14 protein-coding genes are annotated in these 13,099 nt (G+C 61.1%); 7 read left to right on the forward strand and 7 right to left on the reverse strand.

All coding sequences use genetic code 11. From position 1 onward, the window contains the following. Window positions 1-26 precede the first annotated feature (26 nt). The 4 genes from ACMU_RS08315 (at window position 27) to yddG (ending at window position 4,152) form a co-directional block, all read left to right on the forward strand. Window positions 27-1,202, forward strand: coding sequence for an acetyl-CoA C-acetyltransferase (locus ACMU_RS08315; RefSeq protein WP_035258308.1), 1,176 nt, complete (start codon window positions 27-29; stop codon window positions 1,200-1,202). Between the two features lie 103 nt (window positions 1,203-1,305). Continuing rightward, window positions 1,306-2,031 (forward strand): beta-ketoacyl-ACP reductase, encoded by a 726-nt coding sequence (phbB, locus tag ACMU_RS08320; RefSeq protein ID WP_035258310.1) that lies wholly within the window; start codon window positions 1,306-1,308, stop codon window positions 2,029-2,031. Window positions 2,032-2,341: 310 nt separating this feature from the next. Further along, window positions 2,342-3,286, forward strand: a complete 945-nt coding sequence (gcvA, locus tag ACMU_RS08325) for a transcriptional regulator GcvA (RefSeq protein ID WP_035258312.1) — start codon at window positions 2,342-2,344, stop codon at window positions 3,284-3,286. Continuing rightward, on the forward strand, window positions 3,283-4,152 hold the full coding sequence (gene yddG, locus ACMU_RS08330; protein WP_035258314.1) for an aromatic amino acid exporter YddG: 870 nt from the start codon (window positions 3,283-3,285) through the stop codon (window positions 4,150-4,152). Before gcvA ends, yddG begins: the two co-directional genes overlap by 4 nt. Here the strand turns inward: yddG and ACMU_RS19030 are convergent, their stop codons facing one another. From ACMU_RS19030 to ACMU_RS08340, 3 genes are all read right to left on the reverse strand, one after another. After that, window positions 4,153-4,320 (reverse strand): YdcH family protein, encoded by a 168-nt coding sequence (locus ACMU_RS19030; protein WP_081805451.1) that lies wholly within the window; start codon window positions 4,318-4,320, stop codon window positions 4,153-4,155. A gap of 117 nt (window positions 4,321-4,437) precedes the next feature. After that, window positions 4,438-5,196 (reverse strand): tRNA1(Val) (adenine(37)-N6)-methyltransferase, encoded by a 759-nt coding sequence (locus tag ACMU_RS08335; protein ID WP_035258317.1) that lies wholly within the window; start codon window positions 5,194-5,196, stop codon window positions 4,438-4,440. Beyond that, a complete protein-coding gene (locus ACMU_RS08340; protein ID WP_035258825.1) occupies window positions 5,193-5,414 on the reverse strand; it encodes a putative signal transducing protein in 222 nt (73 codons plus the stop codon). The genes ACMU_RS08335 and ACMU_RS08340 overlap by 4 nt, the downstream gene beginning before the upstream one ends. A gap of 56 nt (window positions 5,415-5,470) precedes the next feature. Here ACMU_RS08340 and ACMU_RS08345 point away from each other — a divergent pair, with 56 nt between their 5' ends. Next, window positions 5,471-6,469, forward strand: a complete 999-nt coding sequence (locus ACMU_RS08345; RefSeq protein WP_035258319.1) for a polyprenyl synthetase family protein — start codon at window positions 5,471-5,473, stop codon at window positions 6,467-6,469. On the opposite strand, the gene ACMU_RS08350 is transcribed toward ACMU_RS08345, so the two are convergent. The 3 genes from ACMU_RS08350 to ACMU_RS08360 form a co-directional block, all read right to left on the reverse strand. Next, complete coding sequence (locus tag ACMU_RS08350) at window positions 6,462-7,289, reverse strand: 4-(cytidine 5'-diphospho)-2-C-methyl-D-erythritol kinase (RefSeq protein ID WP_035258321.1); 828 nt, start codon at window positions 7,287-7,289, stop codon at window positions 6,462-6,464. The two genes, ACMU_RS08345 and ACMU_RS08350, sit on opposite strands and share 8 nt — an antisense overlap. After that, complete coding sequence (locus ACMU_RS08355) at window positions 7,279-8,994, reverse strand: tetratricopeptide repeat protein (RefSeq protein WP_035258323.1); 1,716 nt, start codon at window positions 8,992-8,994, stop codon at window positions 7,279-7,281. The genes ACMU_RS08350 and ACMU_RS08355 overlap by 11 nt, the downstream gene beginning before the upstream one ends. A 101-nt stretch (window positions 8,995-9,095) precedes the next feature. After that, entirely contained in the window at window positions 9,096-10,745 is a 1,650-nt protein-coding gene (locus tag ACMU_RS08360) for an electron transfer flavoprotein-ubiquinone oxidoreductase (RefSeq protein WP_035258326.1), read from the reverse strand. 239 nt (window positions 10,746-10,984) lie between these two features. Here ACMU_RS08360 and greA point away from each other — a divergent pair, with 239 nt between their 5' ends. Together greA and ACMU_RS08370 are read left to right on the forward strand one after the other, a co-directional pair. Continuing rightward, window positions 10,985-11,455 carry a transcription elongation factor GreA gene (gene greA / locus ACMU_RS08365; protein WP_035258329.1) on the forward strand — a complete coding sequence of 157 codons (471 nt, stop codon included), beginning with the start codon at window positions 10,985-10,987 and terminating at the stop codon, window positions 11,453-11,455. Window positions 11,456-11,480: 25 nt separating this feature from the next. Then, the gene (locus ACMU_RS08370; protein ID WP_051588218.1) at window positions 11,481-12,503 is read left to right on the forward strand and encodes a hypothetical protein; all 1,023 of its coding nucleotides are present in this window, start codon (window positions 11,481-11,483) and stop codon (window positions 12,501-12,503) included. On the opposite strand, the gene mobA is transcribed toward ACMU_RS08370, so the two are convergent. After that, the gene (mobA, locus tag ACMU_RS08375) at window positions 12,500-13,090 is read right to left on the reverse strand and encodes a molybdenum cofactor guanylyltransferase MobA (RefSeq protein ID WP_035258332.1); all 591 of its coding nucleotides are present in this window, start codon (window positions 13,088-13,090) and stop codon (window positions 12,500-12,502) included. The two genes, ACMU_RS08370 and mobA, sit on opposite strands and share 4 nt — an antisense overlap. Window positions 13,091-13,099: the final 9 nt, after the last annotated feature.

Below are 13,099 nucleotides of genomic sequence, written 5' to 3' on the forward strand. Positions count from 1 at the left end.
AACCGCTAGGGAAGAGGACAACGCCCATGACCAATGTCGTAATCGTATCTGCCGCACGTACTGCCGTCGGCAGCTTCAGCGGATCTTTCGCCAACACCCCCGCACATGACCTGGGCGCTGCCGTCCTGGAAGCTCTCGTGGACCGCGCCGGTGTGGAAAAAGCCGACGTTTCGGAAACCATTCTGGGTCAGGTGCTGACCGCCGGTCAGGGCCAGAACCCCGCCCGTCAGGCGCATATCAATGCCGGCCTGCCGAAAGAAAGCGCCGCCTGGAGCATCAACCAGGTATGTGGCTCGGGCCTGCGCGCCGTGGCTCTGGCCGCGCAGCACATTCAGCTGGGCGATGCCGATATCGTCGCCGCCGGTGGTCAGGAAAGCATGTCGCTGAGCCCGCACGTGGCCCATATGCGCGCCGGTCAAAAGATGGGCGACATGAAATTCATCGATTCGATGATCCGCGACGGCCTGTGGGATGCGTTCAACGGCTACCACATGGGTCAGACCGCTGAAAACGTTGCCGAGCAATGGCAGATCAGCCGCGATCAGCAGGACGAATTTGCCGTCGCCAGCCAGAACAAGGCCGAAGCCGCCCAAAACGCCGGCAAGTTCGATGACGAGGTGATCCCCTTCACTGTCAAGCAACGCAAGGGCGACATCGTTGTCGACAAAGACGAATATATCCGCCACGGCGCCACCATCGAAGCCATGCAAAAGCTGCGCCCGGCCTTCACCAAAGATGGCTCGGTCACCGCGGCCAACGCTTCGGGCCTGAATGACGGCGCCGCCGGCGTTCTGTTGATGAGCGCTGAGGAAGCCGAAAAGCGCGGCCTGGAACCGCTGGCCCGCATCGCCAGCTACGCCACCGCCGGTCTGGACCCGTCGGTCATGGGCGTTGGCCCGATCTATGCCTCGCGCAAGGCGCTGGACAAAGCTGGCTGGGCCGTGGACGACCTGGACCTGGTGGAAGCCAACGAAGCCTTTGCAGCACAGGCTTGCGCTGTGAACAAAGACATGGGCTGGGACCCGTCGATCGTGAACGTGAACGGCGGCGCCATTGCCATCGGTCACCCGATCGGCGCCTCGGGCGCGCGCGTTCTGAACACCCTGCTGTTCGAATTGAAACGCCGCGACGCCAAGAAAGGCCTGGCCACGCTGTGCATCGGCGGTGGCATGGGTGTTGCCATGTGCCTTGAGCGCCCATAAGCGACTTAAAGCTGAGACAATTCGCCCTTGCGCAACAATGTTGTGCAAGGGCTTTTTATTTTGTTAAAAGATTGCCAAGCAAATTGGGCAAGGAGGAAACCTTATGACCCGTGTAGCATTGGTAACCGGTGGCAGCCGTGGCATCGGCGCCGCCATCAGCATCGCCTTGAAAGAGGCCGGATATTCGGTCGCCGCCAACTATGCCGGCAATGACGAGGCCGCGTCGGCCTTTACTGCAGAAACCGGCATTCCCACCTTCAAGTGGTCCGTTGCCGACTACGAGGCCTGCGCCGAAGGCATCGCCAAGGTCGAGGCCGAGCTTGGCCCCATCGACGTGCTGGTCAACAACGCCGGCATCACCCGCGACGCCATGTTCCACAAGATTACGCCGGAACAGTGGAGCCAGGTGATCGACACCAACCTGACCGGAATTTTCAACATGACCCACCCGGTCTGGCCGGGCATGCGCGACCGCAGCTTTGGCCGTGTGATCAACATCTCGTCGATCAACGGACAGAAAGGCCAAATGGGCCAGACAAACTATTCCGCGGCCAAGGCCGGTGACCTGGGCTTCACCAAGGCGCTGGCACAGGAAGGCGCGTTCAAAGGGATCACGGTTAACGCAATCTGTCCCGGTTACATCGGAACCGAGATGGTCCGCGCCATTCCTGAAAAGGTTCTGAATGAAAAAATTATTCCGCAAATCCCGGTGGGCCGTCTTGGCGAACCCGAGGAAATTGCGCGTTGTGTAGTTTTTCTTGCCTCGGATGAGGCCGGTTTCATCACCGGATCGACGATCTCTGCCAATGGTGGACAGTTCTTCGTCTGAACAAGATTCATGTAGTTCTGCGGCCGCCGGGCGAAACGCCCGGCGGCCCTTTTTGTTACGCCGCAGCCCTGCTCCAAAGGCGTACCGTTCCGGACCGGCGGGTGCGGGTTCGGCGAAACAAATTACGAAATGCTGCAGCTCTTTCACGGTGGGCTGCTTCGATACCCTGACGGGTTGTTAAGCGTGCGGTTGCCTCGTACATCGGGCTCTCCTTTTCAACAGAATTTCTTGATTGATAGGAATATGGCCGCTGCACTAAGCTGTGACAAACGAGAACATTTGCCAGTCACATAAGAAGAATTTAACTGAGATGAGTGATGCCCTGCCCCCCCTTACCGCATTGCGTGCATTTGAGGCAGCGGCGCGGCACCTCAGCTTTGCCAAGGCTGCAGACGAGTTGAACGTGACCCCGGCGGCATTGAGCTTTCAGATCAAATCTCTTGAAGAACGCCTGGGCGCCCCGGTGTTTCACCGTCTCAACCGCGCCGTGACCCTTACGGAGGCCGGGCGCGTGCTGCAACCCGGCACGCAGGACGGATTCGAAGCGCTTTACGCTGCTTGGCGTGGGGCCCGGCGCATGATCAGCAACAACGTGCTGACGGTAACCGCCGGCCCCGCCATCACATCTAAATGGCTGGCGCCGCGCATGTTCGAATTTGCGCAGGCCCACCCGGAAATTGAACTGCGGTTTTCCGCCAGTCTGCGCGTCATGGATTTTGAGCGTGACGAGATTGACTTGGCGATCCGGTTTGGTGGCGGCGATGACAATGGGCTTTATGCCCGCCCGTTGATTGACGAGTGGGTTACCCCAATGATGGCCCCCGCATTGGCAGAAATCATCAAAACACCTGCGGATCTCGCCAATCACACCCTGCTGCATCAGGACTTGTTCCCGTTTGACAGCCGCACGCTGGACTGGGCCACGTGGTTCCGGTTTGCCGGGTTAGGCGCGCCGCCGAAGGGTGGGCCACGGTTCTCGCAAGCTGACCACGCCCTGGATGCCGCCATAGCTGGCACTGGTGCCGTCATGGGGCGCTATTCCCTGTCGGAATCGGCCCTGTCTGCCGGACAGTTGATCGCGCCCTTCCGGCTGGCCATACGCTTGCCCTATCGGTATCGTCTGCTGACACCGCCCGAGTCCCAGAACCGCCCACATGTGGCGGCCTTTGAGGAATGGATCGTAAAGCAGACGGACGCCATGCAGAATTTTGACGCCAATCATGACTTTGTAGACATGGACGGCAACCCGGTTTGACCCGCACCAAAGCGACGGTTGTCGGGCTGGGTGCGATCGCGGCCTGGTCAACGCTGGCGCTGCTCACCGTAGCGTCGGCACCGGTTCCCCCGTTTCAGTTAAACGCGATGTGCTTTGCGCTGGCTGGGTTTGTCGGGTTGATCTGGGCGTGGCGGGCGGAAAAGGGGTTGGGCTTTCTGCGTGAGGTCCCGATTGCAGCCTATGCGTTGGGGATTGCCGGGCTTTTCGGGTACCACGCATTCTATTTTGGGGCCCTTCGGCTTGCGCCACCGGCACAGGCCGGACTGATCGCGTATCTTTGGCCTCTATTGATCGTTCTGTTCTCGGGTCTTTTGCCCGGAGAGGTTCTGCGACGTGGGCACGTGGTGGGCGCGGGTCTGGCCTTTGGCGGCGCGGCCCTGATCCTGGCGGGGTCAGGCGCCGCCGCGCAAACGGGCGCCATGGCGGGGTATGCACTGGCCGTTCTTTGCGCGCTGACATGGTCAGGCTATTCGGTCCTGTCCCGTCGATTTGCGCAGGTGCCTACCGGGGCGGTTGCGGTATACTGCATCGTGTCTGCCGGATTGTCCGTGATCTTGCATATGGCTTTGGAAACAACCGCTTGGCCAGAATTCCCGGTGGGGTGGGCTGCCGTTTTGGGGCTGGGTCTTGGACCGGTTGGGCTGGCGTTTTTCTTGTGGGATGTCGGCATGAAACGCGGCGACATCCAGATTCTTGGCGTCGCAAGCTACGCAGCGCCATTGGCATCGACATTGATTTTGGTTGTTACGGGATTTGCCGAACTGTCGCTCGGGCTGGGACTTGCCGCAATCCTGCTGACGGCAGGTGCAGCGCTGGCCGCGCGGGCCAGCGCGCGAACTGATTAATCAGGCCTCCGAGAGGCGTGTAATTTCTTCTTTCAGGCGAAGTTTTTGTTTCTTCAGATTGGCAATGGTTAAATCGTCATAGCCGGGTCTGCGTTGTTCTTCTTCAACGCGATCGGAGAGAGTTTGATGTTTCTTACGGAGTTCCTGCAAATGCGAACTCAGGCTCATAGGCGGCACCTCTCTATGTCTAATTTTTCATCTAACTGTTACATCCCATCACAGATTTCGAGTCGTGTCACGCCGCACAACAGCGCGAATTTTAGGAACCGGCGCGATGCTGCCGGATCAGGCATCCGGCCAAGGCAGTGCCGCACCTTCGCGCAGAACCGCTGAAACGGCCGTTGTATAGCTTTCGAAATCGCCCGGATGTTGGGCGCCATCATGCATGATCAGGGGCGGATGCAGGCGAAATGGCGTACGAGCGCCTTTGATCGCGCGCAGCAGGATCAACCCCGGTGCACGGCCCGCGCGTCCGGATACCGGAAGCACCTCGATGGCCCCCGCCCCCTCTGCAACCAAGGACAGCAGTTCCGGCAACCGCTCTACGCGCTGAATCACGCACAGCATACCGCGCGGCTTCAGACGGCGCATACCGGCCTTAACCCATTGAGCCAAAGGTGTTTCACCGCGCAATGCCGTGTCACGCCCGTCGTCGTCCGACCCGGTATTTTCCGCCTGCAGGAAATAGGGTGGGTTGGCGATGACGTGATCAAAGCTCTGCTGTCGCAGCGCGGCCGGCATCTGGGCCAGATCGCCCTGCACGACGTCAAAGGGCACGTCATTCTCGGCGGCATTGCGCCTCGCCAAGTCGGCATAGCCCGGCTGCAACTCTAGTCCTGTCAATCGAAGCCCCGGCACCCGCCTGCCCAGGCACAGCGACGCAACCCCCACGCCACACCCCAATTCCAGCACGGACTGCCCGGTCTTCGCGTTCACCGATGCGGCCAACAGAACCGGATCCACCCCGGCCCGATACCCCGCCCTTGGCTGCCAGACGTGCAAACGGTCGCCCAAAAACCGGTCATGTGTCAGGTCGTCATTCACGGCCGCTCGGAAATTTCAATGTTGTTGTCACGCATAACGCGCTGCGCGCGCGTCAAGTCGCCTTCGCGCACCATCAGTCTGCGCGGCAATATGCCGATGGATCCCTCCAGCACGCTCATATGGACATCAACGGGAAACGAGGCTATCTCCTCTCCGTCGAGAAGCGCTGTCGCAAAAGCGATCACGGTGGGGTCGGTGCTGCGGAGCAATTCTTTCATAAGAACCGACATAAGGGCACCGCGCCCCAAATGTCGAGGCAACAGGCAGAGGCGTGATGGGATTGGACACAGCCCAAAGCAAACCGCATGAACGGTTGAACGCGTATTTGGCCGACGACATGGCCGCCGTAAATGATTTGATCCGAGCGCGTATGGCATCGGAACATGCACCGCGCATTCCCGAAGTGACCGCGCATCTGGTCGAGGCCGGCGGCAAGCGCCTGCGCCCGATGCTTACGCTGGCCGCGGCGCATCTGTGCGGGTATCAGGGCGATCACCACTTGCGTCTGGCAGCGACGGTGGAGTTCATTCATACTGCGACGCTGCTGCATGACGACGTGGTGGACGAAAGCGGCCAGCGGCGCGGGCGGCCCACCGCGAACCTTTTGTGGGACAACAAGTCCAGCGTTCTGGTGGGCGATTACCTGTTCTCGCGCAGCTTTCAGCTGATGGTGGAAACCGGGTCGCTGCGGGTGCTGGACATCCTGTCCAACGCCTCGGCCACAATTGCCGAGGGCGAGGTGCTGCAACTGACCGCGGCGCAGGATCTGGCCACGGATGAGGCGATTTACCTGCAAGTGATCCGCGGCAAAACCGCCGCGCTGTTCGCCGCAGCCTGCGAGGTAGGCGGCGTGATCGCCAACGCGCCCGAGGCTCAGGTGCGCGCGCTGAACGCCTATGGCGACGCGCTGGGCATCAGCTTTCAGATTGTCGACGATCTGTTGGATTACTGGGGCACCGGGGCCACGGGCAAAAACATCGGCGACGATTTCCGCGAGCGCAAACTGACCTTGCCGGTGATCCGCGCGGTGGCTGCCGGCGACGCGACGCAGCGGGCGTTCTGGCAACGCACCATCGAAAAGGGCGATCAGCGCGACGGCGATCTGGAACAGGCGTTGCATTTGCTGAACACCCATGGAGCGCTGGAAAGCACCCGCGCCACGGCGATTCAATGGGCCGACACCGCCAAGAAAGCGCTGCAAACCCTGCCAGACAGCGAGCTGCGTGGCATGCTGGGCGATCTGGCCGACTACGTGGTCGCGCGTATCAGCTAAGCTGGCACGGTGCGACCCACCATTGCGGGTGGGACCTCTGGATCTTCAAGGCCGCCACACGCGCGGCCTCTTCCGTTTCAAACAGGGCAAAGCACGTGGCACCGGAGCCCGACATGCGGGTCAACAAACGGCCCGTCTGCGCCCGCAGCACGCCCAGCACATCGGCAATGACCGGCGCAGCGGCAATCGCAGGGGCCTGCAGATCGTTCCGCTGTTCCGACAGCCACGCCGCAAAATCCGTGGCCGTTTTCAGGGCGGGCAAAGTCTTGAGCATCGGCGGGTTGTTCTTGTCTGTCAGCGCTTTGAATACGGATGGCGTCGGCACTGAAATGCGCGGGTTCACCAAAACCGCATGCAACCGTGGCAGGCCCTGAACCGGCGTCACCTGCCCGCCCACGCCCCGCATACGCGCCGCTGTGCCCAGCATGCACACAGGGACATCCGCGCCCAAAGGCAGTGTATCGGGTGGCAAACTTACGCCCCGCAGTGCCGAAATGGCGCGCAGAGCCGCCGCCGCGTCGGACGTTCCGCCGCCGATCCCGGCGGCACTGGGCAGGACCTTGTTCAGGCTAAAGGCCAGATCCGTCTGTCCGGCAAATCCTGCCGCTTTCAGGATCGAGTTTTCGGGCCCCGTTGGCACACCCTCTGCTGCAGGTCCCGTCACACGCAGGCTCAGCCCCTGCCCTTCGACCAGACCAACGGTATCCCCCACGTCGGCAAACATCACCAGACTGTCCAACAAGTGATAGCCATCGGCGCGCTGGCCGGTGACGTGAAGGGTCAGGTTAATCTTGGCGGGCGCAAAGGCCTCAATTGCCATCGGCCACCGACAACGGCTCGGCGCCTTCCTCGTCCAGTACCACGTCCAGACCCACATCCAACTTGCGGCGGATGCGCTCGGGGCTCAGCTCGACCGGGATGTCCTCGGGATCAACCAGCGACAGGGCACGCTTCCACTGGAACTCGGCCTCAAGCTTGCGGCCCACCTTCCACAGAACATCGCCCAGATGGTCGTTGATGATCGGATCAATCGGCATCAGCTCCACCGCGCGTTCCATATGCGGCACGGCCTCGTCGAACCGGCCCAGGCGATACAGAACCCAGCCAAGGCTGTCGGTGATATAGCCGTCATCTGGGCGGCCCGCGACGGCGCGTTCGATCATATCCAGCGCCTCGTCCAGTTTGATGCGCTTTTCCACCAGCGAATAGCCCAGATAGTTCAGCACGCGCGGCTGATCGGGCGACAGTTCCAGCGCCTTGCGGAAATCGGCCTCGGCCTGTGGCCACAGCTGGCGGCGCTCAAAGGTGATGCCGCGGGCGTAGTAGATATACCATTGGCTGGGGGTGGTTTCGCTGAACAGGCCAATTGCCGCGTCATAGGCTGCCGTGGCCTCTTCAAAACGGCGCAGCCCACTCAGCGTGTCGCCCAGCGTGGTTTGCACAATCGGCACCGAAGGGTAATCCTTGGCCAGACTTGCCAGAACCTCCACTGCGGCATCCGGCTTGCCAGAACGTTCCAGCGTATTGGCGCGGCCCAGTTCGGCCGCGTAGTAAGCCGGATCATCCACCGGCACGGCGGCATAGGCGCGCGCAGCCAAGTCATAGCGCTGTTGCGCTTCCAGCAGGTCCGCCGACAGCAAAATGGCGTCAACATGGTCCGGGCGCAGGAATTCGGCCAGACGCGCGTATAGGAGTGTAAAGGCATCGTCGGCCTCGCCATTCACGGCTTCGGCAACGGTAAAGAACACCTCGGCTGCACCGTCAGCACCATCGCGAATGGTCTCGAATGGCAAGGCCTCGCCGGCGTCAAGCTTTGCGGCGATATCGGCCATGCCCGGGTCCAGATCGCGACCGAACAGGTCGGTGATCAGTTGCCGGGCCTCGTCGTTGCGCTCCAATTGGCTAAGCACGGCAATATTGGCCATTGCCCCCCGGCGTGTATAGCGCAACCCGTCGCCGTTGCCGCTTTCAAAGATCTCAACCGCACCTTCGAAATCACCAACCGAGGCAAGCGCAAGCGCCTTGTGGTACGCACCGAACAGCCCAAGACCCGGATCATTCGCCGCCTCATCAAAGCCGTTGATCGCCTCGGACATGCGCCCTGCGCCAAACTGTGCCCAGGCGGACAGAAGGCGATCGGCAAGCGGCCCAATGCTCAGCCCGGCCTCCTGATCGTCCAGCAGCGCATCAAAACGGCCACGTTTCACCTGATCGGCCAACAGAACCATGTCCGCCGCCTGACTGGATGCACCGGCCTGCTGAATGCGGCGAGCAATCGGGACGGCCTTGTCGACCTGCCCCAGGCCGATGAAAGCCAATGTGGCGTTTTCCAGCAATGACAGGTTCGAAGGGTCACGCAGCAGCGCCTGCGCATAGTATTGCGCCGCCGCTTCATAGTCGTTGTGGAAACTTGCCACCTGTCCCGCCAGATAAGGGCCAGCCAGGCCATCCTGTGCGGCGACAGGTGCGCCCAGTTGGGTCGCCGCGAGGGCGGCAAGGACAAGGGGGCGCAAACGGATCGGCAAGGCAAATCTCCTGAGCAACGAAGTTGTTCTGGAAAGCCTAGGCAAAACGCCGGGCCTGCGCAATGCAACCCGGCGCCTTTTCGCCCAACCTGACACAGGCGTTACATATTGGGATAGTTCGGCCCATCGCCGCCCTGCGGCGTGACCCAGTTGATGTTCTGGCTGGGGTCCTTGATATCGCAGGTCTTGCAATGCACGCAGTTCTGGAAGTTCACCACGAACTCGGGCTTGCCATCCTTTTCGACAATCTCGTACACGCCCGCCGGGCAATAGCGCTGTGCCGGTTCGGCGAATTTCGGCAGGTTGACCGAGATCGGCAGCGCCGGATCGGCCAGTTGCAAGTGGCAAGGTTGCTGCTCTTCGTGGTTCGTCATCGCGAACGAGACATTGGTCAGCCGGTCAAAGCTGAGCGTGCCGTCGGGCTTGGGATAGTCGATCGGTTTGTGCTTTGCGGCCTCTTCGGTCGACTGCGCGTCGGTTTTGCCATGGGCGATGGTGCCGAACAGGCTGGCGCCAAAGATGGTCTGGAACCACATGTCGAACCCGCCCAGAACCAGACCGCCCAGCGGCCCGTACTTGGCATTCAGCGGCGCAACGTTGCGCACCTTTTTCAGGTCTTTGCCCACGGGGCCATCGCGCAGTGCGGTGTCATAATCGCTCAGCACGTCACCGGACCGGCCCGCGGCCATCGCCGCATGCGCAGCCTCGGCCGCCGCGATGCCCGAATGCATTGCATTGTGGTTGCCCTTGATCCGCGGCAGGTTCACCAGCCCAACCGAGCAACCCAGCAACGCACCCCCCGGAAACGCCGATTGCGGGATCGATTGCAACCCGCCCTTGGTCACCGCGCGCGCCCCATAGGCCACGCGCTTGCCACCCTTCAGGACCTTCGCGATGCGTGGGTGGTGCTTGAACCGCTGAAACTCCATATACGGGAAGAGGTGCGGGTTTTTGTAATTCAGGTCAATGATATAGCCCACATATACCTGGTTGTTCTCCAGGTGGTACATGAACGAACCGCCCGACTGCTTGAAGCCCAGCGGCCAGCCCATGGAGTGCGTCACCTCGCCCTCGTTATGGTTCTCGGGCTTAACTTCCCAGATCTCTTTCATGCCGATGCCAAACTTCGGCACGTCGCTGTCGGCATCCAAATTGTACTTGGCGATCACTTCCTTCGACAGGCTGCCGCGCACGCCTTCCGACAGGAAGACATATTTGCCATACAGCTCCATCCCCGGCTCGTACCCGTCGCCCGGTGTACCATCGGGGTTCTTGCCGAACTCGCCCGCAACCACACCCTTCACTTCGCCACCCTCGCCAAAGACCAGCTCGGAACAGGCCATGCCGGGGAAGATCTCCACCCCCATACCCTCGGCCTGTTCGGCCATCCAGCGGCAGACATTGCCCATCGACACGATATAGTTGCCATGGTTGTTCATCAGCGGCGGCATGATGAAATTGGGCAGGCGGATCTGGCCGGCCTCGCCCAGGACATAGAAGTTGTCCTCTTTCACCTTGGTGTTCAGCGGCGCGCCCTTGTCTTTCCAATCCGGGATCAAGCGGTCCAGCCCCGACGGGTCCAACACGGCCCCCGACAGGATATGCGCGCCAACCTCGGACCCTTTTTCAAGAACGACCACGTTCAGGTCCGCGTCCAGCTGTTTCAAACGGATCGCCGCAGACAGGCCCGCCGGCCCCGCCCCTACGATCACCACGTCAAATTCCATCGACTCACGTTCGAATTCAGCCATTTCTCATCCCTTTTTGCTGGGCAATCCCATAAGCCCTGGCGCATCCGCCATGGCCTAGCGCAGGGTCGGTGCAGTCGTCAATCGTTACGCAACATCATTTCGCTGCGGTGCAACAACGCGTCGCATTGTTACGGTCTCTTTGTCTTGCATTCTGGCGCGCCATTTGCTCATTTGAGACATTAACGTAACCACGGCGGCGAGCTGACCGGCTCGCCGCCAGTCATATCCGATAGAGGCCGATGGAAAAGATACCGATGACGCGCGCGGGTTTTACCGCGCTGGAAGCCGAGCTGAAGACCCTCAAGTCCGAGGAACGCCCCGCAGTGATCAAGGCGATCGCCGAGGCGCGCGAGCATGGCGATTTGTCGGAGAATGCCGAGTACCACGCCGCACGCGAAAAACAGAGCTTTATCGAGGGCCGCGTGAAAGAGCTGGAAGGCATCATTTCGCTGGCCGACGTGATTGACCCGTCGACCATGTCGGGGGCCATCAAGTTCGGGGCCACCGTTGATCTGGTGGACGAGGATACCGACGAGGAAAAGACCTATCAGATCGTGGGCGAGACCGAGGCGAACATCGACAAAGGTTTGCTCAATATCAAGTCCCCGCTGGCCCGTGCCTTGATTGGCAAAGAAGAAGGTGACAGTGTTGAAGTGCGGACGCCGGGCGGCGTGAAAGGCTACGAGGTTCTTGGCATCCGCTATGTCTGAGACAAAGGATGGCGGGCGTGCTGATATGGCGGATAACCCCGTTGAACCACCAATTGAACTGACGGTATTCGGGAATCACTCGAACAAACCGCGCCTGATGGCGTCGGACGTGATTGCCATTGTCCTCAGCCTTTTATGGGTCGGTGGCGCGGCTGCGTTCTTTCTTGTCGCCCGTCAGCAAAGCGAGACCCTGCCATTTGATCCGATCACGTTCGTTTTGACGTTGTTGGCGATTGCCCTGCCCGTCGCGCTGATCTGGGTGGGGGCATCGGCAGCAAAAAGCGCGCGTATCATCCGCGAGGAATCGGCGCGCCTTCAGGCGGCCATCGATGCAATGCGCCACACCTATATCGAACAGCAACAAAACGCGGCGATGCATGTGCGTCCGTCGGTGGAAAAGAAGCTGGACGAGATTGCCGCGGTTCAAAAGCAGACCGAAGACCGGATCGCGACCTTCACCTCGATCCGCCCGCGCACGGCCCTGCCGTCACCCGAGAAACCGGACGAAGAATCGCCCGCCGTGGCAATGGCCCAACCCTCGCTTGAACTGGGCACCACGGCCGAAGAAATTGGCCCGCCCCTGGAGGTCAGCGATTTCATCAAGGCCGTGAATTTCCCCGAAAACGCCGAAGATCGCGATGGGTTCCGTGCCCTGCGCCGTGCACTGCAGGACCGCAATGCCGCCAAGTTGGTACGCTCGGCGCAGGATGTTCTGACACTGCTCAGTCAGGATGGCATCTACATGGACGACCTGCGTCCAGATCGTGCCCGCCCTGAGATTTGGCGCCGTTTTGCCCATGGTGAGCGCGGGATAGCCGTGGCTGCCCTTGGCGGTGTCCGCGACAGGTCGTGTCTGGCGTTGTCGGCTGGTCGTATGCGACAGGATCCGATTTTTCGCGATGCCGTCCACCATTTCCTGCGTCAGTTCGATCAGACCCTTACCACGTTCGAGACCGAAGCCAGCGATCAGGATCTCAGCGATCTGGCCGAAACCCGCACGGCGCGGGCATTCATGTTGCTGGGGCGGGTGTCCGGTACGTTTGACTAACCCAGGCGCGCGCGTGCGGTTGCCAGGTCATCTGCGGTGTTGATGCTGAAAAACGGGTCCAACCCGCCATGGGTTGGGAAATCCGCATAGGCACAGCCCTGCGCCTCGGCAAATATGCGAATGCGGCGTTGCCCTTTGCCCAAATCGGTCGCCATTGCCGCACGCATGTCCACGGGCCACAAACCAAAGGTTGGATGAGCCTGCCCATCGCTGCGTGCCAATGCGATCCCCGTGGGGCTTCGTTGCGCGGCAGTGGCCAGTTCGGCCACGAGGTTGGTCGGCAGGAACGGAGCGTCCATCGCCACGCAGGCAACCTGTGCAAAGCCCAGCGCCTTAGCCCAATCCATGGCTGCAAGGATCCCCGCAAGGGGCCCCGGCTGCCCGGGGACGGCGTCCGGCAGGACGGCCATACCTTCGATGGACACACCGTCCGCGTTTATTGCCAAACGAGCCACTTGCGGCGAAATGCGTGCGACCTGATGGGCAAGAAGCGTGGTATCGGCAAAAGGCAGCGCGGCCTTGTCCGCACCTGAAAGCCATGGACCCTGCCCGCCGGCAAGGATCACACCGGCAATCCCAGTTTCCACGGTATCTTG

The sequence above is a fragment of the Actibacterium mucosum KCTC 23349 genome (assembly GCF_000647975.1).
Classification (GTDB): domain Bacteria; phylum Pseudomonadota; class Alphaproteobacteria; order Rhodobacterales; family Rhodobacteraceae; genus Actibacterium; species Actibacterium mucosum.